The sequence below is a fragment of the Micrococcus sp. 093350064-1 genome (genome assembly GCF_053627955.1).
Genome location: NZ_JBSEYU010000014.1, coordinates 1 through 21,082, shown reverse-complemented (window position 1 = coordinate 21,082; position 21,082 = coordinate 1). Strand labels below are relative to the sequence as shown.

The window sequence follows — 21,082 nt, the reverse complement described above, 5'->3', positions numbered from 1 at the left end:
GGAAGCAGGCCCTCGCCCAGCTCGCCGCGGCCTACCCCGACCGGATCAACCCCTACCTGTGACCACCCCGCTTACACAGACAAGTTGACACGCCCCGGCACTCAACGTCGGTGCAGCAGCAGGTCCAGTCCTCGCCGCTGCCGCACTCGGTGTAATGCCCGGCGCGCTCGGGCCGGTGTGGGTGGCCGTCATCGTAACCGCAGCCGCATTGCTGCTCGCCATTCCCGTTCTTCGACTGGTCGCACCCGCCGAGAGCGAAGTGGTCAAATGACGCATGCGAACTCGCCATTGACGGTCGAGGGTCGTCGCCGACTTATCGAACGCTGTCGGACTCGACCCCTCGCGCATGTCGCCGCCGAGATGGGCATCTCCCGAGCCACCGCATCCAAATGGGTCGGACGATACCGCCGATTCGGTGAGGTCGGCTTGCATGATCGTGCGTCTACCCCAATCCGTCAGCCAACGGCAACGCGGAACGAAGTCGTGGTGATGATCGAAGCCATGCGACGCCATCACAAGTGGTCAGCCTCACGTATCGCGTTCGAGCTGGATCAGCGTGGCATTTCGGTCAGCCGCCGCACGGTCACGCGCCTACTCGCACACCTCGGGCTGAATCGCCGGAAGATCATCGACCCGACCGGTGCAACGAACCGAGAACCGCAGAAGATCGTCGCTGAGCGCCCCGGACACATGATGCACATCGACGTGAAGAAGACAGGACGCATCCCGGACGGCGGCGGCTGGCGCGTGCACGGCAAGGGCAGCATCGAAGCAAAGAAGGTCGCGCGGACGAAAAAGAGAGGCGCCAAGACTGGATACGTGTTTCTCCACTCTGCGATCGACGGATACTCCCGACTCGCCTACACGGAAGCACTGTCCGATGAGAAAGCAGTGACCGCAGTTGCGTTCCTCGATCGCGCGAGAGCATGGTTCGCCGCGCACGGCATCACCCACATTGAGCGCATCGTGACCGACAACGGCGCCTGCTACCGGGCCAGCGCATTCGCTGCTGCCATGGGCGAGAGCCGACACCAGCGCATCACGCCCTACACGCCGCGACACAACGGAAAGATCGAACGCTACAACCGCATCCTCGCCGAGGAGTTCCTCTACGTACGCACCTGGCACTCAGAACACGAACGCGCCGCAGCACTCGATGTCTGGAACCAGCACTACAACTACCACCGACCCCACGGCGCACACGACGGACAACCGCCAGCTTCCGCGACGCCGGCACGTGTCAACAATGTCCTGGCCTCGTACAGACGTCTTCGGCCGGACCTTTGTCGTCGCCGACCCCGATGGCAACCTCATCCGCGTCAGCCCATCGACTGACCTTGGGGCAGCAGCCCCTCAGCGGTGGCGGCGAGTTCACGATCGCCGCCACCATTGAGCGTGGCCGTCATCACCGTCGTGCCGAGCGGTGGCAGCCCCAGACGGAGCCAGGACCTACGTTTCAGGTCGTGCCTGATCCGTTGTCTCCGAGAGATGCCCACCGCGTGTCGTGTGAAATCTTCGCTGCATTTCGACACTCGCCTTCCCTTGTGCCCTGCGCCATCGCCCATGTCGAGATGCAGTGAAGATTTCAGAAACGCGCAAATATGTTTCATACGCCAGGAAGCGCCTGTCGAGATGCAGTGAAGATTTCAGAAACGCGCAAATATGTTTCATACGCCAGGAAGCGCCTGAACGCTTGACGCTCTGTAGACCCGGGTGTCATTGACGAACTCCCGGAACCGCACATAGAACTGGAGATTCACTGAATGCTCGTCGTGCTCCGCGGCAACGCGGCCTCCGGCAAGACCACCGTCGCCCGTCTGCTCCAATCCCAGTTGGACGGTCCGGTCGCCGTGCTCAGCCAGGACCACTTCCGACGGGATGTGTACGCCGAGCGGGAGCAGGAGAGCCTCGCCCATGCGGACCTGCTCGAGGCGGCCGCGCGCCACTGCCTGGCCCGGGGCCATCACGTGATCCTGGACGGAATCTTCCACGCCGGCCGCTACGGGCCAATGCTCCAACGGATCGCCGCCGCCAGCGACGACGCCCGCTTCTACGCCTTCGACCTCACCTTCGCGGAGACCGTCCGCCGCCACGCAACACGCCCCAAGGCCGGCGACTTCAGCGCCGAGGAGATGGCCAGCTGGCACCACGGCTGGCAGCCCCTCGACTTCGTGGCCGAGCACCGCATCACGGCTGCAGAGACCCCGGAGGAGGTCGTGGAGCGCATCCTGCTCCACGCGTAGATTCCCTCGGCATGACCACGCAGCCGCAGAATCACATCGCCCCGCAACCGAACGTGGCGATCCGTCCGGCACGTCCTGACGACGGCCCGGCCCTGGCGGTCGTCATGGCGGCCCGTGGCGGCACACCGTCGGACCACGCTCCGGCCGCTCACTGGTTGCTCGACCGGGCCCCCGTCCTGGTCGTGGCCGAGGCCGCCCTGCCCGAGGGGACCGAGGTCGTGGGCTGGTCTGGTGCCACCCGGACCCCTCTGCATCCTGGAGGCCCAGCGCAGTGGCTCACTGCCGGGCTCACCGTGGATCCCGCCTTTCGCCACCGAGGCATCGGTCACCGTCTGCTGCAGGCTGTGATCGAGGCCGTCGGAGCGCTCCACGGAGACACCCTCCACAGCGTTGTGAATGCCCGCAATGCACCATCGCTCGCGTTGCACCACTCGCTCGGCTTCACGACCCTGGAGACCGGTCCGCGCTTCGCCGGCATCGAGTTCGACGGCGGCGTCGGAATCCTCCTGACGCGGCCCACGGGCGTCTCTGCCCAACCGCGGCGGGTCCTTACACTCCGACCATGACCATCCATCTGCGTCCCGCCGTTCCCGCAGACGCCCCGACTCTCGCGGCGCTGGCCGTGTCGCAGCGCGAGCATCTGGCCCCGTGGGAGCCGGAGCGCCCCGCCCGATGGTTCACCGAGGCCGGCCAACGCGAGACCCTCGAGCAGGCAGACCGTGACCGCGCCGCGGACCGCTCCTACGCGTACCTCATCACCGACGAGGTGGGCTCGATCTTCGGTCGTCTCACCCTGGCCAGCGTGGTCCGCGGGGCCGGCCAGTTCTGCTCGATCGGCTACTGGGTCGCCCGCGAGGCGACGGGCCGCGGCGTGGCGACCGCCGCCGTCGGGCAGGCCCTGGAGGTCGCCTTCGGCGAGCTCGGACTGCACCGGGTGCAGGCTGAGATCCTGCACCACAACCATGCGTCGCGTCGGGTGCTGCAGCGCCACGGGTTCGAGCGTTACGGCCTGGCCCCGCAGTACCTGAAGATCGCCGGTCGCTGGCAGGACCACGAGCTCTGGCAGGTCCTCGCGCCGGCGGGGGGGGGCAGCGGTGACCCCTGACGACGCCGCCCGGGAAGGACTTTCCACCAGCTCGGCCGCCTATGGCGCCCGCGCGGCCGAGTACACGGAGCTGCTGGGGACCATGGACGCCGTGGCCGAGGACGACAGGCTCCTGGTCGAAGCCTGGGCCGACCGGGTGGATGGGGTTCTGGCCGACGTCGGCTGCGGGCCGGCCCACTGGACCGCGCACCTGGCCTCGCGGGGCCATGAGGTGACGGGCATCGAGCCGGTCGAAGAGTTCGTGACCCACGCACACCGCACCCACCCGGAGGTACGCGTGGAGCCGGGCTCGTTCCAGACCCTGCCCGTAGCCGCCTTCAACGGGATCCTGGGCTGGTACTCAATCATCCACACGCCGCCGGTGGAGATGCCTGCCCTCCTGGAGCGCGCGCACCAGGCGCTGCGCCCTGGCGGGTCACTGCTGCTGGGCTTCTTCGCGTCAAACCAGGTGGAGGCCTTCGACCACGCCGTCACCACGGCGTGGCACTGGCCGGTCGATGGGCTCTCCCGCCTGTTGATCACGGCGGGATTCACCGTGCTCGACTGTGGCACACGGCAGGACGCCGGCGTACGCCGCCACGGATGGATCGAGTCCAACCGGAGCTGAGTCGTCTGACACTCTCCGCCCCAGAGCCCTCCAAGGAACTGCCCTTCACGAGTCGCGTGCGATCTTCGCCGCGTCTTGACAGTCAGCCACCACTCCCCCTCGAGCGCCGCAAACGGTCGTTTGTGGCCGGCGTTCCGGGCCTCCTGCCGCGGGCCGCCCCGACTCCACGCGTCCTGCACCGCCACCTTCCCAATGCCGACAACGACACCCCGACCCGCACGGTGAAGCGGTCCCCTGCCGCGAGGTAAGACCCCCGTAGCAGGTTCGCGCTCTCCGGACGACCGGAGCTCCAGGACCACGCCTGCTCAAGACGGCAGAAGCCCCATACGGCGGGTGCCTCGAGACCTCTGGACAGGGTGGCGGGGGTAGCCGACGGGCTCGCAGCAGGAAGCAGACGCCTCGACTCTCGGCAAGCTCCAGGAGAGGGGCGGCGCTGACAGACATGCGTACGAACACAAGTCCTCGAGCCAGCCCCCGTACAGACCAATGCCCACACGCGCAGCCGTCAACGTCTAGGGAATGGGCACCATTGCGGCCGTGCAGCCTCAGTACCGGGTCACCTTCAGGGTGGTGTTTGCGCAGGAGGCGGCCTTCTTCACCAAGAACGCCTTCTCCGTGGCGTCAGCCTTCAACCCCCAGCGGATCTTCACCGCGGTCCAGTCAGCGATGTACTTGCACTGGTTCTTCGGCGGCAGCCACTGCTCCGGACCGCGGGCCTGCTTGGCCGAGTTCAACGCCGAGGTCTGCGCGTTCAGCGACCGGGCATCCCCCAAGTCGTTGTAGAACGCCACCCGCTTGGCCTTGGTCCAGTACCGGGCTCCCGAGCCCCACGCCTCATGCACGGGCACCATGTGATCGATCTGCACCGTCGATGCAGACGTGTGCGTGCGCAGATCCCAGCTGCTCACCCACTTGCCCGTGGCCACCGTGCACTTACGGGCCGTCGTGAACTTCGGGGTGGTCTTGGACTCTGCGATCAACACCTCTGCCCGAGTGTTCTGGCAGTCCCTGTTCGCATCCTTCCAGTCCCCGAACTGGGCGGCCCGGTCATAGCCGGCATTGTTCTCCGCCGCGACCGGCAACGACGCCACAGCCGTGCGCAACGGGGCCGAGTACGTGGTGCCGGCTGCCGCCGATCCCGCACCCCCGAGGACAGCGGTGGCGACTAAAGCAGCAGCAGTGGCCAGAGAAGCCAGAGAGCGTCGTGACATGGGCGAGTTCCTTGCTCGAGTGGATGACGCGATGCGAGGGTGCATCGCCACCGATCCTAGGCAGAGCTACACCACCCCCCTGCCCCCTCTACGCCGGCGGCGTGGCTCCCGAACCGGTTATCTCAGATGAGGGGGCTTGCTCAGGTCGCTGTACGTTGTGCCTGTGGAGCAACTTGCAGATCGCGGCGTCATCCGCACAGCCCTGGACGACTTCGGACATGCCTGGGGTCAGCGCATCGACCGCTGGCGCGCCGATGGACAGACCCACACGGAGAAGTCCTTCGCCCAGCAGTTCTGGTCCGACCTGCTGCGAACCTTCGGGGTGATCCCCGAGCGCATCGACCTGTTCGAGCGCGGGGCCGCGCGCGCCTCCACCGGCGGGGCCGGCTACATCGACTTCTTCTGGTCCGGCGTCGCCCTGGGCGAGGCCAAGTCCCTGGGTGCCGACCTCGACGTCGCCCACGCCCAGGCCCTGGACTACCTGGCCGGCGGATCCATCGGTCAGCACGAGTGGCCCAAGTACGTGCTCGTCACCGACTTCGCCCGCATCCGCGTCGAACGTCTGGGCGAGGCCGGCTGGGTGGCCGAGTTCACCGTGCAAGAGGCCGCCGATCACGTGGACCAGCTGATGTTCCTGGCCGGCCGGGACACCGTGACCAAGGCCGAGGAGCAAGAGGCCTCCATCGCGGCCGCGCAGCTGATGGCCTCTATGTTCACCGCCCTCGTCGGAGACGAGGTGGACGTGCCCGTGGGCGAGGAGGCCCCCGAGGACGCCGAGGAGGAGGAGTTCGCCACCCAGCAGGCCTCGATCCTGCTCACCCGGCTGCTGTTCCTGCTCTACGGCGACGACGCCGGCCTGTGGGAGGCCGACCTGTTCCAGCGTTGGGTGGAGTGGGACACCACCGCCGACAACCTCGGCCCCCAGCTCGACGCCCTCTTCCGCGTGCTCAACACCCCCGAGAACCGGCGCCGCGGTGTGCCGGACTCCCTGGCCCGCTTCCCCTACGTCAACGGCGGCATCTTCGACGGCACCTCCACCGCCGGGTTCCTCACCAACAACTTCCGGGACGCGCTCGTGGCCGCCTGCCGGTTCCGGTGGACCCAGATCTCCCCGGCCGTATTCGGCTCCATGTTCCAACTGGTCAAGTCCAAGCAGGCCCGCCGCGGGGACGGGGAGCACTACACCTCCGAGGAGAACATCCTCAAGACCATCGGCCCGCTCTTCCTGGACGAGTACCGCGCCCGAGCGGACCGGCTCATCCAGAACAAGACCACCTCCCGGCGTGAGGTGATCGGCCTGATCGAGGAGATGGCCGCCAACATCTATGTCGACCCGGCCTGCGGGGCCGGCAACTTCTTGAACCTGGCCTACGCCAAGCTGCGCGAGATCGAGACGGACCTGCTGGCTGACCAGCGCCGTCGTACTGGGTCCCAGGACCTGTCCCTGGACGTGAGCTTGGACCAGCGGATCCACATCGACCGGTTCTACGGGATCGAGATCAACTGGTGGCCGGCCAAGATCGCCGAGACCGCCATGTTCCTCGTGGACCACCAAGCCAACCGGCAGCTCGCCGCGGCCCTCGGCCAGGCCCCGGACCGCCTGCCGATCAAGATCACCGCGACCATCTACCAGCACGACGCGCTCACCCTCGACTGGGCCGAGGCCCTGCCGACCCCGGCCGGGCGCACGTTCGTGTTCGGCAACCCCCCGTTCCTGGGCGACCACACCCGCACGGCTGCCCAGCTGGCCCTGATGCAGGCCGCCTGGGGTGGTGACAAGCAGCTTTCCCGCCTGGACTTCGTGACCTCCTGGCACGCACTCACCCTGCGCCTGCTGGATGAGCGGGATGGGGAGTGGGCGTTCGTGACCACGAACTCCATCGTTCAGGGGGACCAGCCGGCCCGCTTGTTCGCCCCAATCTTCCAGGCTGGCTGGCGGATCAAGTTCGCCCACCGCACCTTCGCGTGGGACTCCCAGGCCCCCGGCAAGGCCGCGGTGCACTGCGTGATCGTCGGCTTCACCCGCGACCCCGACGCCAGGGCGCGCCTGTTCAAATACGAGCATGCGCGCGGTGAGGCCCGCGAGGTGCCCGGGGTGAAGACGATCAACGCCTACCTGGTGGATGGGCCCAACGTGTTGGTGGAGAAGCGCAGCATCCCGCTCGCCCCCGACATGCCGGAGGTCGTCTATGGCTCCAAGCCCACGGATGACGGCAACCTCATCGTCACCGCAGAGCAGTACCAGGCCGTGATGGCCGACCCCGTGATGGCCCCCTACGTGCGCCCTTACGTCGGTGCGGTCGAGTTGATCCGCGGCCAGCAGCGCTGGTGCCTCTGGCTGGCCGACATGGACCCGGATGCGCCCTCCCGCTCCCCCGAGCTCAAACGTCGCCTCGAGGGTGTCGCCGTCGAACGTGCCAAGTCCAAGGCCGCTTCCACCCGGGACTGGGCACGCTTCCCCCACCTGTTCCGCCAGCGCGGCCTCGTTTCCGATGTGCCCTTCGTCGGGATCCCAGAAGTCAGCAGTGAGGGGCGCGCCTACCTGCCCGTGGCCCACTTCGAGCCCGACGTCATCATCTCCAACAAGGTCTACGGTGCCGTGGACCCCGACGGCATCGTCTTCGCCGTGGCCTCCTCCTCGATGTTCATCACCTGGATGAAGACCGTCGGAGGACGGCTGGAGTCCCGCATTTCGTTCTCCAGCACGATCACCTGGAACGGCTTCCCCCTTCCTGCTTTGATCGACAAGGACCGAGCCTCTCTAGCCAAGGCCGGCCAGAAAGTCCTCGAAGCCCGGGCCCTCCATCCCGGACGCTCCCTGGCCCAGCACTACGCGCCCCTGGGCATGGACCCGGTCCTGGTGAGAGCCCACGACGGGTTGGACACCGTGATGGACCGGATCATGGGCGCCCCGCGGCGATGCCGCACAGAGCTCGAGCGTCAGGAGTTGCTCTTCGCCCGTTACGCAGAGAGGGCTTCGTAACCCCGTCCGGTACGACGAATGGGGTGGAAGGACCAGCCCCGGTGGCAAAGGTCGGACCTTCTCAGTCGACAAACCGCGACTTCGGCCGCACAGTCGAAGCGGCATCCATGACCACTACGCTCGCTTCCAGGGCAATATGGCCCGCCCACGGCCAAGATGCCCTCGAAGTCGCACCGGCCCTTTGGGGACCAGCTACCGAGTAGTCCCGAGCACCTGCGGCCATCCACCGGGTCCATGTGCGCGCTATCCTGAAGCCCACTTACTAGTGCTGATTGAAGGTCAGCGGGAGGGGGCCTCATGGCAGTCTTGAGCAAACAATTTCGAGATGCCTTGGCAGCAATCGAGCCAGCGGAGGATGCCGAACATGCTGCTGAAGCACACGAAGAGGTACGACGCGTGCTCAATTCCAGGGAAGATTTCAAGGATTGGGGACTGGAGACGCTCCTCATCGGCTCCTACCGGAGGCAGGTTTCGATCCGACGCGTCAAGGATGCGGACGTCTTCTGTCAGTTGCCGGACTTGCCTGTAGATGTTGACCCTCAAGACTTGCTTGATCGGTTCCTCTCCGCCCTCTCCGAAGAATACGGCGATCGAGTATCGCGCAACGACCGGTCGGTGAAGGTGGACTTCCCGGTCTATGACCTTCACGTCGACGTCGTGCCAGCACGACCTGTCGGGGACCTATGGGAAATCCCTAATAAGGGGGAGGGTTGGGAGACGACCCATCCCCTTCGCTTCAATGAACTCACCAGCGGATGCAACGCTACACACGATAAGAAGTACGTTCCTACGGTGAAGCTGCTCCGCCAGACGCGTCGCGCTTTGATGGGGACTGCGAAACCGGGTGGATTCTTTGTTGAGGTTGCCGCTTTCCACGCCTTCCAGAACATCCCAACGGAAGGAGCCCCCGACTTACCGTCCTCCATTGCGGAGTACTACACCGTGGCACTGGAGGCGATGGTGCCGCTGTTACGTGCCCATGCCGACGGCAGCGCGCCACTTCTAAACCCTGCTGTCCCTGGGCAGAAATTGCATGTACGGGCCACGACAGAAGAGCTGGAAGCTGTTGTAGCTGCGTGGGAGCATGCTGCTACGAGTGCTCGCGTCGCCCTGGACGAGATAGACGACCACGCCGCAGCGCAGGCCTTCCATGAACTGTTAGGACTGACCACCGAGGGCGAAGCAGTCTTCCCATTGCTTCCGCGGTCGGCTGGGACGGAGCAAGCCGCGAGTGTGCGCCCCGGCTACGCTAGCCTGCCCAGCGGTGACTCTCCCACGTTCGGATGAACGATGCCACACGTGATTTCCTGGATACGGCCGTCCGCCGCCTCGACGAGGGACTGAACCGGCGAGGTTTCCGCACCCAGCACTCAGGCGACCTCCCTACTGAGTGGGAATGGACCGGTCGGCTGGGGCCCCGACGTGAGCTGGTGCGGGTGACGCTGCAGCCGAGCTATCCCTTCTCTCCGCCGAACGTGTCCCTGCCCGACAGGGCCACAGACCTCGGATGGCATAGCGGACCGGAAGGGATCCTCTGCCTCTGGACCGAGGAGGGCCAGGCAGGCATTCCTTGGCTCGACCCAACGATTCTCATCGAACGCATCGAGAGTTGGATCGCCAACGACGCCGCCGGGTGGATCAAGGACTCCCCCCAACTCGATCTGGAGGCCTACCACCAGCCTCGCTTCCTCAAAGTCAACGGCTCCACCGTGCACCCTTCACTACTGATTGACCGCTGGGACGGTCTCTCACCCGGATGGTTCATATCATCGCTGCCAGACGCTCACGGAGTGATGCGCGTCAAGCGGGCGAAGACGCCTCCTCCTCCAGCTGCGACACCTGGCCAACAGGGGGCTCGGCGGAAGAACCGCAAACCCGACCGCTTCCTGAACGGTGTTGCGATCGACCTCGGTGAACTCGCAAAGCCGGTGATCTCACCATCCGACCTCGTTGCTGCCTGTGGAAGCGACAGACCAGCTATAGGCAAGTTCCTGGAGACTGGCCGGCCCCTTTTGGTCGCCATGCGCTACCGACGAGGAGCGGGCGACGGCTATATAGGGTTCTGGCTCGAGGACAAGGCCCCTCTCACTTACATCTCCGTCGCAGAGAGAGCACAAGCGCAACGACGCCGCGCCGGTTGGCATGCCCCCGCCCTTCGCAAGAAGTCAGTCTCAGTCATCGGCGCCGGCAGCATCGGATCCTACGTGGCGGAGGTGCTCGATCGAAGCGGAGTAGGAGACCTGCGCGTCCACGACTTCGACAAGTTGCTACCGGGCAACCTAGTTCGCCACGCAGCTTCACCCGCGTTCGTCGGGCAGACGAAGACCACAGCAGTGTGCGCCTCGGCCCTTCTCCGCGACCCGGGGTCGAGCATGACCGGCGCGGGACCCGTCAAGACTCTTGCCGATGCTGTGAGCTTGATGGACTCGCGCGACCTCGTGATCGACTGCACGGGCAGCCGGCTCGTGTGGCACATGCTCCAACACGCGGCCCGTCTTTCAGGCGCGCGGTTCCTTCATGTCGCAATCGTGGGCCAGGGCCAGTTCGGGCGAGCGGACATCTGTCCGCCTCTCAATGCAGCTGAGCCTCTGTCGATGGACCCTCTGGAAGGTGCCATCGAAGGCGAGTATGAGACCGGCTGCGGGGACCCGATCTCACCGACACCACCGGCTGCAGTAATAGAAACCGCTGGAATGGGAGCCCGGCTTGCGATCAGGCTGCTCTGTGGCGAAGAGGTGCCCCCCGCGGGCGAGTCACGCGCATTGTTCGAGCTGCCAACGTGAGAGTTGCGACCATCAATGCTGATGCCTGGACAGAGCTCACCCAGGCAGCGAGCCGCGCCCTGCCACGTGAGACGGGCGGCCTGCTTCTCGGCTACTACATCGAGACCGAACCGCACATAGTGCAATGCGTCGAGGTCCCTGATCCCACAGCGACCTCTGTGCGCTATCGCCGGGACGCGACCATAGCTGCAGCAACGTTGAGGCAGACGAGGGCATTAGGCCCCGAAAACACTACGGGGTACATCGGTGAGTGGCACAGTCATCCCGGACCGAACGGTCCGAGTGAGACTGACTCGCTCGCCCTGCGCCAGCTGGCCAAGGCGGGGGCGCATGATGTGCTCCTAGTTGTCGTCGCCCGCACCGCAACAGACTGGATCAGCCACGCGCGGGAAAGTTGAGTCCCGGATAGTGGTGTAACCCTCCCCGGTGGCCACGACCATCTTCGAGACGGACGCGGTCACCGTGGGAGCCTTCGAGCGAACCTTCCACAGCACTCTCGAAAGGACATCACCACGATGACCGCTCCACACATTGTCGACCCTGAACGCCTGCTGCGCGAAGCTCTCGGGGAGGCCTCCCCAGACCTGTTGCGCCACCTGCTGCAGACCGTGATCAACGCACTGCTCTCCGCCGACGCTGACGCGGTCTGCGGGGCCGAGTACGGCAAGCCCTCCGAACACCGGACAGCGCAGCGCAACGGCTACCGCCACCGACCCCTGGACACCCGCGCCGGCACGATCGATGTGGCCATCCCCAAACTCCGGGCCGGCACGTACTTCCCCGAATGGCTGCTCGAGCGCCGCAAACGGGCCGAGTCCGCACTGATCACCGTGGTCGCGGACTGCTACCTGGCCGGGGTCTCGACCCGGCGCATGGACAAGCTCGTACGGCAGCTGGGCATCGACTCGCTCTCGAAGTCCCAGGTCAGCCGGATGGCACAGGAGTTGGACGAGCACATCGAGGCTTTCCGTCACCGGCCGCTGGGCGAGGCCGGCCCGTTCGTGTTCCTCGCCGCCGACGCCCTGACCATGAAAGTCAGAGAGGGCGGGCGGGTGATCAACGCGGTGGCCATGGTCGCCACCGGGGTCAACGCCGACGGGCGCCGCGAAGTCCTCGGGCTGAGGGTGGCCACCACGGAGACGGGTGCGGCGTGGAACGAGTTCTTCGCGGACCTGGTGGCCCGGGGGCTGGCCGGGGTGGCACTGGTGACCTCGGACTCCCATCGCGGCCTCGTGGAAGCCGTGGCGGCGAACCTGCCCGGGGCCGTGTGGCAACGCTGCCGCACCCATTACGCGGCGAATCTGATGGCCGTGACCCCGAAGAGCATGTGGCCGGCGGTGAAGGCCATGCTGCACAGCGTGTACGACCAGCCCGACGGGCCGGCCGTGCAGGCCCAGTTCGAGCGCCTGTTGGACTACGTGCAGGACAGGTTGCCCGCGGTGGCTGGGCACCTCGATGCAGCACGAGAGGACATCCTCGCGTTCACCTCGTTCCCGAGGGACGTGTGGTCCCAGATCTGGTCGAACAACCCTGCCGAGCGGCTGAACCGGGAGATCCGGCGCCGCACGGACTCGGTGGGGATCTTCCCGAACCGGGATGCCGTGGTGCGTCTGGTCGGGGCTGTGTTGGCCGAGCAGACCGATGAGTGGGCCGAAGGCCGCCGGTATCTCGGCCTGGAACTGCTCGCCCGGTGCCGTGAGCCCCTGACCACGGAGCAAGAGACCGTGATGAGCACGGAGGTGATGCCGACCCTGCAGACCTGACAGGTACAAGCCCCCTACAACCTCGAAGACGGCTACACCACTTCCAGGGACTTGACCCGCGGGAAGCGAATCCAGATGGCAACCTCCAGCGACTAGTGCTAGAAGTTGCCTCCAGCAGAAAGGATAACCCCCATGAGTTCACCAATTGATCTGAATTTAGCCTTTCAGGCTCGGCAACGTACCCTCTCCGCAGAACTCGGTATCCCTCTGGAGTTCACCGACCATCCAACCTCCATCGGTAATGCCTCCGAGGCGAACTGGACGAGAATGCTTCGCACCTACCTGCCAGGACGTTATGAAGTCGGCCCTGTACACGCCCTGGATATCACCGGCGGCCAAAGCCACCAGATCGATATCGCTATTTACGACCGCCAATACGCCCCCATCTGGTTCGAGTCACCCGCGGGGGAGCGGATCGTGCCAGTGGAGAGCATTTACGCCGTGTTCGAGGTGAAGCAAAAAATAAATGCTTCGAACCTACGCTATGCCGCCCGGAAAGCAGCTTCGGTGCGCCAACTGACGCGGACTAGTGAAAAGATCGTTGATATCCACGGGACCCACGAAGGCCCCCGTCCTGAGCAGCGACCCATCCTTTCGGGAATCCTTGCACTCAAGTCGGAGTGGACGACAGGTATGAGGGGTGAGACGGGGAAAAAGCACATTCAAGATCATACTGGGGATGCGCGCCTAGACATGGGTCTTGCCCTGTTGGATTCTGCCTTCGATAACACCACGCCACCCTACAACAAAGAGATGCTTGAAGCAGGTCTCCACTTCTCACCTGAGAGTACGCAACTACTCTGGTTCTGCCTGAGACTCTTCAGACGACTCCAGGCCATCGGCACAGCGCCTGCCGTTGACCTCTCCTTATACGAGGAGGCTCTGCTCAAATCCTCATAAATAGGCCATATTGCCAGAGCGGATTCAAAATGAGTGGCCCACGCGGGACGGTTACCCACGTCCGGAAGCGAACCTACGCAATGAGGAGTACAGAGTCTGCCGGCTCACCCCGAACGTGCGCGCCACCTCAGCCTTCGGGATCCCCATCTCGATCATCACGCACGCCTGCTCCACGTCGGTGTCCGAGAGCTTCGGGGCCTGCACGTACTTGCCCCGAGCCTTGGCCAGGGCGATGCCCTCGGCCTGGCGCTCCTTGATCCGCCGGCGCTCGAACTCAGCGAACGCAGCCAGGATCCCCAACATCAACCCGTCCACCGGGGAGGTGCCGGACTTGTCCACGGTGATCCGCTCTGACACGAACTGCACAGCACACCCCTTGGCGGTGAGCTCATCCACGATCGCGTACAGGTCCCGAGTGTCGCGGCCCAACCGGTCCATGGAGGGGACCTTCACCAGGTCCCCCTCCCGCACGTACCGCATCAGCTCCGCCAACCCGGCGCGCTTGGCGCGGGAGCTGCCGGAGATCTTGTCTTCGAAGATCCGGTCGCACTCCCCCACCGCCTCGAGCTGGCGGTCCAGGTTCTGCTCAGCCGAGCTGACCCGCACATAGGCCACTGTCTGTCCAACCACGCCTAAGACCCTCCGGCACTTGTGTCCAACGACCCGGTTTAGGACCGTCTCTGACGTGATGGTCTCGTGGGGGCGGGGGGTGTGTAAAGGGGTATACCCCCTTGGACAGCCTGCTTCTCGACGGGGCGGCACCGCTGCGCAATGAAGGTGGGGACGATTCATCCTCGAGTCGAGCTCGGCACCAGCCAGATGGCAGCCGCATCCGTCTCGATGAGTTCCACGGGCCCGACTGCGACCACGCGCAGTCGGAAGTGGCCGGCCTCGGCCACCTCGACGACACTGTCGGGAACGATTCCGGCCTGCTGGAAGCGGATCAGACGCTGCGGGTCGGCGTCGGAGATGCGTAGGACCCGGTAGAACCCCGGCTCGGCTGCATCCAGGCGGACCGCGTGGGCCGGCCGCTCCCGCTGCCCTGCGGGAGTGGGGATGGGGTCGCCGTGGGGATCGTGCGTGGGGTGGCCCAGCATCTGATCGATCCGCTCGATCAGCTCGTCGGAGGCGGCGTGCTCGAGTCGTTCGGCTTCCGCGTGGACCTCGTCCCAGGAGTAGCCTAGGCTCGCGGCGAGGAAGCTTTCCAGCAGCCGGTGCCGGCGGACCATCGCGATCGCGTGCTCGCATCCCTTCCCGGTGAGGGTCACGGGCTTGTAGGGCTGGTACTCGACCAGGCCCTGGGCTGCCAGGCGCTTGACCGTCTCGGTGACGTTGGGCGCGGTGGTGCCCATGCGTGCGGCCAGGCTCTTCGTGCTCAGCGGCGCGTCTCCCCACTCCGTGGCGGACCAGATCGCCTTGAGGTAGTCCTGGGCCACCGGAGTGATCTCGTCGAGGCTCATGGCCTGCACGATAGCGGGACCTCCTTCACCCCTGCCCGGTCAACGTCAGCCACAGCAGCACGGCGTTCAGGGCCACGATCAGAGCCACGACCACCCATGCCACCGTCTGCAGGGGCGTGGAGTTCGCGTGTCGGCCCATCACGGCCCGGGCACCGGTCAGTCGGACCAGGGGGATCATGGCAAAGGGGATGCCGATACTGAGCAGCACCTGGGAGAGGACGAGCGCCCAGGTGGGGTCCACCCCGGAGGCGATGACCAGCAGCGCGGGGATCAGCGTGAGCACCCGCCGCAGCATCTGAGGGATGCGCCAACGCAGCAGCCCGCCCATGATCTCCGACCCCGCATAGGAGCCCACCGCGGTGGAGGCCAGCCCGGAGGCCAACAGGCCGACGCCGAAGAGCACGCCCACCGCCGGCCCCAGTGCGGTCGTGATCGCCGCGTGGGCGCCTTCGATGCTGTCCGTCCCGGAGACCCCGGAGAGATTGGCCGCCGCCAGCAGCAGCATCGCGATGTTCACCGACCCTGCCACCAGAAGCGACAGCCCCACATCCCACCGGGTGGCCCGCAGCAGCCTGCCAAGGGTGCCCGGATGAGCGTGGGCCCCCTGATGGCGGTCACGCGCCAGAGCTGAGTGCACATAGATCGCGTGGGGCATCACCGTGGCCCCCAACATGCCGGCCGCCAGGAGCACCGTCTGGGTTCCCTCGAACCGGGGGACCATGCCCGCCACGGCCTCACCCCAGGAGATGGGCCCGTAGAACAGTCCCGAGACGAACCCGAGGGTGATCACGGCCAGCAGGCCCACGACGACGAACTCGAAGGGCTGCTGCCCGCGCCGGGACTGCACACCCAACAGGATCATCGAGACCACCCCGACGATCACCCCGCCGGCCAGCAGGGGGATACCGAAGAGGATGTGCAGGGCAATGGCCCCTCCGATCACCTCGGCCAGATCCGTGGCGGCGGCCACGATCTCCGCCTGCACCCAGTACGCCAAACGCCGCCCGCGCGGCAACCGGTGCCCCAGCAGCTCCGGAAGCGAGCGGCCGGTGACGAGCCCGAGCTTCGCCGAGAGGTACTGCACGAGCATGGCCATCAGGTTCGCTGCGACCAGCACCCAGACCAGCAGGTACCCGTACTGGGCCCCCGCCGTCAGGTTCGCAGCCACATTGCCGGGGTCCACATAGGCCACCGCCGCCACGAAGGCCGGCCCCAGCAGCCGCATTCCCCGACGACCGGGGCGATCCACCCTCTCCACGGCGACCTTGCCATCCGCCGGCCGATCCACACCGGCGGTCATCCGAGGCTCCAATGGGGGCTCTTCCGAGTTCCGGTGGGGGTGAGCGGCGCGCCGGTGTCGTGATGCCCGGGTGAGAGGGGTCGAGGCCTCCAAGATCGGGAGCGACCAAGCACCCTGTCCGGAAGGCCTCGACGTTGTCTGAGCCTACGGCGCACATCGCTGCGCGCTGCCATGACCACACCGACTACTGCTCGCGTTGCGACCTGCTCGTCGGGCTCGGCGAGCTGCACGTGATCGCCGTCGAGTTCGACCACGACATCGGGCTGCTCACGGTGCGGGTCGAGTCGCCCAGGACCCCGATGGGTTGCCCGACGTGCGGTGTCATTGCGGGCAGCCACGGCCGCCGTGACGTGGTGCTGGTCGATGCGCCGTGCTCGACAGTGCCACATCGGCGGTGATCACGGGCGAAGCCCGCGACCTGGTGAACTTCGCCAGTTGCAGCTTCTTGAACATGCACAATCACCCCGATGTGCTGGAGACCTTCGTGACGCAGGCTCCGCGCTTCGGGCTCGCGACCGGCGGGTCCCGAATGATCCAGGGGAAGCTGCGGCCGCACGTCGAACTCGAGGAGGCTCTGGCTGAAGCCACCGGGAAGGAGGCCGTCATCACGTTCGCCTCCGGCCTGCTGGCCAACGTCGGGTTCGTTCACGCCATGAGCCGGTCGATGACCATCGGCGGGGATCTGTCGTGGAACGTCGATGACATCGTGTTCCTGCTCGATCACGACAGTCACTGGAGCATGTGGAAGGCCGTGGAGGGTCTGAAGTTCGGTGAGCGAGTGCTGGCGTTCAAGCACAATGATCTGGACTCCTTGGAGCGCAGGCTCCAGGGCTTGAACGGCCGTCGGGCGGTGATCATGTTTGAGTCGATCTACTCCGACGACGGCAGCATCGCGCCTGTACGCGGCATCGTCGACCTGGCGCGCAAGTATGACGCGCTGACCTTCGTAGATGATGCCAACGGCTTCCTCGTCTATGGGCCCGAGCGGTTCCGGTTCGCCGAGGAGTTCGCCGCGTTGAAGGATGTCACCTTCCACATGGTGTCGCTGTCCAAGGCGGTCGGACTGGAAGGCGGTGCGATCGCCGGCCCTGCCGAATACATCGCGGTTTTCGAGTGGCTGGCCGGAACCTCGTCGTTCACCGCGACGATGCTTCCACCGCAGGCGGCAGCCGCCGTGCGGGCGATGGCGCTCATCCGCGACGATTCCTCGATCCTCGATCGCTTCCACTCCATCGTCGATCACTTCCGTGCGGCATTGTCAGAGGCAGGCTTCGAGCTCAACCCGACGCCGGCCTACATCACCACTACCCGGATCGGTGCTGAGAGCGATGCGGAGCAGGTGCGCGAGCGTGCTCACGACGCGGGATACCTCGTGCCCGTCTTCCGATACCCGGCCGTCAAGCGCGGGCGCGCCGGTCTCCGGTTGATGCCCAATATCGACCACACCGAGGAGCACATCGCTGGCTTCGCGGCGACGTTGCGGGGCATACGCGATGCGGTTGGGTTCTGATGCGCCCAGAACGTGGCCCTGGCGATGCACCCTTCCGGGGCCGCTTCCATATGCGCCTACTGCGAGGACGAGGCGTAGGAGGCGAACACGGCGGCGAACTGGTCCAGGCTTCGCCGGGCGATCGTCCCGTCTCCGTGAGTAAGCCACGCGGTCGTCACCCCCGAAAGCGCGGCAAGGATCAACTCGGCAAGGTCGTCGGCGGGGATGGTGAACTCGACGCCGAGCTGCGTCTGGAACTGCTGGAGATGGTGAGCGATCTTGTCGCGGTAGGCACCGTGCTCCCACTGCGGCAGACCTCGTAGTTCCTCGTCGCGCAAGGCGTAGTTCGTCAGCTCTGAGAGCACGAGCTGATGCCCGGCGTCCTTCTCCAGGCTAGTCCAGTATTCGGCGAACAGGTCGCGGAATCCGTCTTCGGGGTCGGTCGTTGGGCCGAGCTTGCCCCATGCCGCCTCCAGGGGGGCGTTGAAGTCGGCTTCGATGAGGGCTGCGAAAAGCTCGTACTTGGAGCGGAAGCAGTAGTGGAACACGCCATGGGCCATCCCCGCTTCCTGGCAGATCGCGCGCGTCGATGCGGCGGCGATCCCCTCGCGTTTCATGACCGTCATCGCCGCGTCCATGAGCAGGCGCCTGCGCACATCGGCGCTGATCTGCGGCCTCGGCTGTTTCTCCTCGGGCATGGGGTAAAACTATCACACATGCCTTGGGCGCTTGCCTTGGGCAGTTGACCAACCTATGATCGGAGGCACCGTTCCCGATGAGAGGAGACCCTGTGTCCACCGGTCCGAACACTGCTCCACCCCGTGCGACGCCCCGGTCCTGGGTGGCGCTGGGGCTGCTGACGATCCCGGTGCTCCTGATGAGCATCGACCTCACGGTCCTCGCTGTGGCCGTCCCGGAACTCAGCGAGGATTTGGCCCCGTCAGCAAGTCAGCTGCTGTGGATCGTCGACATCTACGGCATCTTCCTCGCCGGGCTGCTCATCCTGATGGGCTCGCTCGGGGACCGCATCGGGCGGCGACGGCTTCTCCTGATTGGCTCACTGCTGTTCGGTGCCGCTTCGGCGATCGCCGCGTTCTCCACCAGCCCTGAGATGCTCATCGCCGCTCGGGCCTTGCTCGGCATCGGCGGCGCGACGCTCATGCCCTCAACCCTGTCGTTGATCCGCAACATCTTCGCTGATCCTGATCAGCGCAGGCGGGCGATCTCGGTGTGGGCGGCAGCGTTCGCCGGAGGTGCCGGGCTCGGACCGGTCGTGGGTGGAGCCATCCTGGAGCACTTCGAATGGGGGGCAGTGTTCCTCATCAACGTGCCGCTGATGATCGTGCTCCTCATTGCCGGTCCATTCCTGCTTCCCGAGTCCAAGGACTCCCGCCCTGGCCGGTTCGATCTCGCCTCGGCGGCACTACTGATCGTCTCCGTGCTCGCGTTCGTCTACGGACTCAAGCACGCCGCCGAGTACGAATGGGGCTGGTCCGCCATCGCGTTCCTGGCTATCGGCATCGTAGGCGGCACCTGGTTCACGTTCCGGCAGCGACGTCTGGCCAACCCCCTGGTCGACGTCACGCTCTTTCGCTCACTGCCCTTCTCCGTGGCGGTACTGGCCAACATTGCCGGCGTGTTCGCGTTGGTCACCGTGCTGTACTTCTTCCCCCAGTACATCCAGCTCGTCCTCGAAAAGACTCCTCTGCAAGCGGGTCTGTGGGCTCTGCCTATCGCGTTCGGCGCGATCCTCGGCGCGATCCTCGCCCCGATCCTCGCTCGGAAGATCCCGATCGGCTGGCTCATCGGCATCGGCCTAATCATCGCCGCAGCCGGTTACGCGGTGCTGGCAGGCCTCGGGGTCGACGAGATGATGGCCCTGGCGTTTACCGGTGGAGCCCTGATCGGTGGCGGAGTCGGCCTGGCCGACACGCTCACCAACGATGTCATCATCGCGACCGCTCCACCCAATCGTGCCGCTGCCGCCGCAGGGATCAGCGAGACCGCATACGAGCTCGGTGGCGCTATGGGCATCGCGATCCTCGGCAGCTTCGGCACGTCCATCTACCGCGACAGGGTCGAATCCTACGCAGCCGGCCTTCCCGAGGAAGCGGTCGATGCCGCGAAGGAGACACTCGGGGGTGCCCACATGGTTGCCGGGGAACTGCCCGGCGAGGCCGCGGGAGGGTTCATCGCGAGGGTCAACGATGCCTTCACCACGGCCATGACCGACACCTTCATCGTCGGCAGCGCGATCCTGGCCGTCACCGCGATCACCGCTGTCCTCGTGCTGCGCACCCGGCGCGCCCGGAAGGACGCGCCATGAGCACCCAGCAGCCGGACACTATCCCTGTCGTCCTGGTCACGGGTGCCACTGGGGGTCTCGGTGCCGCCTTCGCCGAGTACTTCGCGAGCCGGGGATGGGCGATCGTCCTGTCTGCCCGCAACTGTGAGGCGCTGGACCGCCTCGCGCAGAAGCTCAGGGCTGACCACGGTGCACGAGTCGAGGTCGTGGCCGCAGACCTCACCACGAGCGACGGGATCGCGATGCTCACGGGATACTGCACAACCCATCGAGTCGATGCGGTGATCAACAATGCAGGCGCGGCCCATACTCGACCGTTCGCCGCCTTGCCACGTGAGGTCATCGAGCAGGAGATCCTACTCAACTTCCATGCCCAGGTCATGATCACCCACGCCGTTCTCGCCCAGATGACACAGCGCGGGCGTGGCTGGATCGTGCTCGTCGCCTCCTTGGCCGGGCTGATCCCTGCCGATGACGACTCCGGATACGTCGCGGCCAAGGCGGGCTTGATCGGCCTGGCCGAATCACTGCACTACCAACTCAGCAACACCGGGGTGCAAGTGACCGCCCTGTGCCCGGGGTTCGTGCGCACGAACATCTACCGAGCCGCCGGTGACCATGACCCCGATCTCCCGGCGTGGATGTGGTCGACTCCCGAGCGCACGGTCACGCACGGGATGCGACGGTTGATCCGCACGCGGAAAGCAATCGTCGTTCCCGAACGACATGACAGGCTTCTCCTGGCCGGATGGCGTCTCCTCCCCAAAGCACTGCGGACGCGAACCGCGCAGGCCATGTACGAACCCACGCGGATACCAGTGGCGACGGAGACACCACCGAGTTGAGTCCCGCATAGTGGTGTAGCGCCCGGTGGTCGGGCACGTCGTTCCAGACGTGGACGCGGCCACCGTGTGATCCTTCGAGTCAACCTCT

At 65.9% G+C, this 21,082-nt stretch carries 19 protein-coding genes and 1 pseudogene; 15 read left to right on the top strand and 5 right to left on the bottom strand.

Going from position 1 to position 21,082, the window contains the following annotated elements; genetic code table 11:
• Positions 1 to 267 precede the first annotated feature (267 nt).
• The 5 genes and pseudogenes from ACUW6W_RS11125 to ACUW6W_RS11105 form a co-directional block, all read left to right on the top strand.
• Positions 268 to 1,263 (top strand): annotated as a pseudogene (locus ACUW6W_RS11125) (IS481 family transposase); the annotation flags it as partial.
• A 500-nt stretch (positions 1,264 to 1,763) separates the two neighbouring features.
• Positions 1,764 to 2,243 (top strand): AAA family ATPase, encoded by a 480-nt coding sequence (locus tag ACUW6W_RS11120; protein ID WP_036381849.1) that lies wholly within the window; start codon positions 1,764 to 1,766, stop codon positions 2,241 to 2,243.
• A gap of 11 nt (positions 2,244 to 2,254) precedes the next feature.
• Complete coding sequence (locus ACUW6W_RS11115; protein ID WP_052006985.1) at positions 2,255 to 2,809, top strand: GNAT family N-acetyltransferase; 555 nt, start codon at positions 2,255 to 2,257, stop codon at positions 2,807 to 2,809.
• On the top strand, positions 2,806 to 3,348 hold the full coding sequence (locus ACUW6W_RS11110) for a GNAT family N-acetyltransferase (protein ID WP_454180182.1): 543 nt from the start codon (positions 2,806 to 2,808) through the stop codon (positions 3,346 to 3,348). The genes ACUW6W_RS11115 and ACUW6W_RS11110 overlap by 4 nt, the downstream gene beginning before the upstream one ends.
• Positions 3,338 to 3,955, top strand: a complete 618-nt coding sequence (locus tag ACUW6W_RS11105) for a class I SAM-dependent methyltransferase (protein WP_065572597.1) — start codon at positions 3,338 to 3,340, stop codon at positions 3,953 to 3,955. The genes ACUW6W_RS11110 and ACUW6W_RS11105 overlap by 11 nt, the downstream gene beginning before the upstream one ends.
• A gap of 545 nt (positions 3,956 to 4,500) precedes the next feature.
• Here the strand turns inward: ACUW6W_RS11105 and ACUW6W_RS11100 are convergent.
• Positions 4,501 to 4,938, bottom strand: a complete 438-nt coding sequence (locus tag ACUW6W_RS11100; RefSeq protein WP_223246364.1) for an HNH endonuclease family protein — start codon at positions 4,936 to 4,938, stop codon at positions 4,501 to 4,503.
• Positions 4,939 to 5,329: 391 nt separating this feature from the next.
• Between ACUW6W_RS11100 and ACUW6W_RS11095 the strand changes: the two genes are divergently transcribed.
• The 6 genes from ACUW6W_RS11095 (at position 5,330) to ACUW6W_RS11070 (ending at position 13,595) form a co-directional block, all read left to right on the top strand.
• A complete protein-coding gene (locus tag ACUW6W_RS11095; RefSeq protein WP_065572585.1) occupies positions 5,330 to 8,149 on the top strand; it encodes a DNA methyltransferase in 2,820 nt (939 codons plus the stop codon).
• Between the two features lie 297 nt (positions 8,150 to 8,446).
• The gene (locus ACUW6W_RS11090) at positions 8,447 to 9,436 is read left to right on the top strand and encodes a nucleotidyltransferase domain-containing protein (RefSeq protein ID WP_127435241.1); all 990 of its coding nucleotides are present in this window, start codon (positions 8,447 to 8,449) and stop codon (positions 9,434 to 9,436) included.
• A gap of 149 nt (positions 9,437 to 9,585) precedes the next feature.
• The gene (locus tag ACUW6W_RS11085; RefSeq protein WP_161972210.1) at positions 9,586 to 10,932 is read left to right on the top strand and encodes a ThiF family adenylyltransferase; all 1,347 of its coding nucleotides are present in this window, start codon (positions 9,586 to 9,588) and stop codon (positions 10,930 to 10,932) included.
• Entirely contained in the window at positions 10,929 to 11,330 is a 402-nt protein-coding gene (locus ACUW6W_RS11080; RefSeq protein ID WP_454180181.1) for a Mov34/MPN/PAD-1 family protein, read from the top strand. Before ACUW6W_RS11085 ends, ACUW6W_RS11080 begins: the two co-directional genes overlap by 4 nt.
• A 117-nt stretch (positions 11,331 to 11,447) precedes the next feature.
• On the top strand, positions 11,448 to 12,695 hold the full coding sequence (locus tag ACUW6W_RS11075) for an IS256 family transposase (RefSeq protein ID WP_011117090.1): 1,248 nt from the start codon (positions 11,448 to 11,450) through the stop codon (positions 12,693 to 12,695).
• Positions 12,696 to 12,827: 132 nt separating this feature from the next.
• The gene (locus tag ACUW6W_RS11070) at positions 12,828 to 13,595 is read left to right on the top strand and encodes a DUF6602 domain-containing protein (protein WP_127435240.1); all 768 of its coding nucleotides are present in this window, start codon (positions 12,828 to 12,830) and stop codon (positions 13,593 to 13,595) included.
• A gap of 51 nt (positions 13,596 to 13,646) precedes the next feature.
• Here ACUW6W_RS11070 and ACUW6W_RS11065 read toward each other — a convergent pair whose 3' ends face one another.
• The 3 genes from ACUW6W_RS11065 to ACUW6W_RS11055 all read right to left on the bottom strand — a co-directional run bounded on the left by ACUW6W_RS11065 (position 13,647) and on the right by ACUW6W_RS11055 (position 16,355).
• Complete coding sequence (locus ACUW6W_RS11065; protein ID WP_065573243.1) at positions 13,647 to 14,225, bottom strand: recombinase family protein; 579 nt, start codon at positions 14,223 to 14,225, stop codon at positions 13,647 to 13,649.
• A 158-nt stretch (positions 14,226 to 14,383) separates the two neighbouring features.
• Positions 14,384 to 15,055: a metal-dependent transcriptional regulator gene (locus tag ACUW6W_RS11060; protein WP_043282515.1), complete on the bottom strand. Its 672-nt coding sequence runs from the start codon at positions 15,053 to 15,055 to the stop codon at positions 14,384 to 14,386.
• A 25-nt stretch (positions 15,056 to 15,080) separates the two neighbouring features.
• Positions 15,081 to 16,355, bottom strand: a complete 1,275-nt coding sequence (locus ACUW6W_RS11055) for an Nramp family divalent metal transporter (protein WP_080694935.1) — start codon at positions 16,353 to 16,355, stop codon at positions 15,081 to 15,083.
• A gap of 134 nt (positions 16,356 to 16,489) precedes the next feature.
• Here ACUW6W_RS11055 and ACUW6W_RS11050 point away from each other — a divergent pair, with 134 nt between their 5' ends.
• Both ACUW6W_RS11050 and ACUW6W_RS11045 read left to right on the top strand, forming a co-directional pair.
• A complete protein-coding gene (locus ACUW6W_RS11050; RefSeq protein ID WP_087114240.1) occupies positions 16,490 to 16,753 on the top strand; it encodes a hypothetical protein in 264 nt (87 codons plus the stop codon).
• A complete protein-coding gene (locus tag ACUW6W_RS11045) occupies positions 16,726 to 17,865 on the top strand; it encodes an aminotransferase class I/II-fold pyridoxal phosphate-dependent enzyme (protein WP_063190184.1) in 1,140 nt (379 codons plus the stop codon). Before ACUW6W_RS11050 ends, ACUW6W_RS11045 begins: the two co-directional genes overlap by 28 nt.
• A gap of 56 nt (positions 17,866 to 17,921) precedes the next feature.
• On the opposite strand, the gene ACUW6W_RS11040 is transcribed toward ACUW6W_RS11045, so the two are convergent.
• Positions 17,922 to 18,542, bottom strand: coding sequence for a TetR/AcrR family transcriptional regulator (locus ACUW6W_RS11040; protein WP_063190183.1), 621 nt, complete (start codon positions 18,540 to 18,542; stop codon positions 17,922 to 17,924).
• Positions 18,543 to 18,721: 179 nt separating this feature from the next.
• Here ACUW6W_RS11040 and ACUW6W_RS11035 point away from each other — a divergent pair, with 179 nt between their 5' ends.
• Complete coding sequence (locus tag ACUW6W_RS11035; protein WP_231866355.1) at positions 18,722 to 20,170, top strand: MFS transporter; 1,449 nt, start codon at positions 18,722 to 18,724, stop codon at positions 20,168 to 20,170.
• A complete protein-coding gene (locus ACUW6W_RS11030) occupies positions 20,167 to 20,994 on the top strand; it encodes an SDR family NAD(P)-dependent oxidoreductase (RefSeq protein WP_063190181.1) in 828 nt (275 codons plus the stop codon). Before ACUW6W_RS11035 ends, ACUW6W_RS11030 begins: the two co-directional genes overlap by 4 nt.
• The last annotated feature ends 88 nt before the right edge of the window (positions 20,995 to 21,082 follow it).

Coding starts and splice junctions, on each gene's coding strand:
- ACUW6W_RS11040 (WP_063190183.1), bottom strand. CDS start 18,542: ATGCCCGAGGAGAAACAGCCGAGGCCGCAGATCAGCGCCGATGTGCGC.
- ACUW6W_RS11035 (WP_231866355.1), top strand. CDS start 18,722: ATGAGCATCGACCTCACGGTCCTCGCTGTGGCCGTCCCGGAACTCAGC.
- ACUW6W_RS11055 (WP_080694935.1), bottom strand. CDS start 16,355: ATGACCGCCGGTGTGGATCGGCCGGCGGATGGCAAGGTCGCCGTGGAG.
- ACUW6W_RS11110 (WP_454180182.1), top strand. CDS start 2,806: ATGACCATCCATCTGCGTCCCGCCGTTCCCGCAGACGCCCCGACTCTC.
- ACUW6W_RS11090 (WP_127435241.1), top strand. CDS start 8,447: ATGGCAGTCTTGAGCAAACAATTTCGAGATGCCTTGGCAGCAATCGAG.
- ACUW6W_RS11120 (WP_036381849.1), top strand. CDS start 1,764: ATGCTCGTCGTGCTCCGCGGCAACGCGGCCTCCGGCAAGACCACCGTC.
- ACUW6W_RS11115 (WP_052006985.1), top strand. CDS start 2,255: ATGACCACGCAGCCGCAGAATCACATCGCCCCGCAACCGAACGTGGCG.
- ACUW6W_RS11030 (WP_063190181.1), top strand. CDS start 20,167: ATGAGCACCCAGCAGCCGGACACTATCCCTGTCGTCCTGGTCACGGGT.
- ACUW6W_RS11060 (WP_043282515.1), bottom strand. CDS start 15,055: ATGAGCCTCGACGAGATCACTCCGGTGGCCCAGGACTACCTCAAGGCG.
- ACUW6W_RS11075 (WP_011117090.1), top strand. CDS start 11,448: ATGACCGCTCCACACATTGTCGACCCTGAACGCCTGCTGCGCGAAGCT.
- ACUW6W_RS11070 (WP_127435240.1), top strand. CDS start 12,828: ATGAGTTCACCAATTGATCTGAATTTAGCCTTTCAGGCTCGGCAACGT.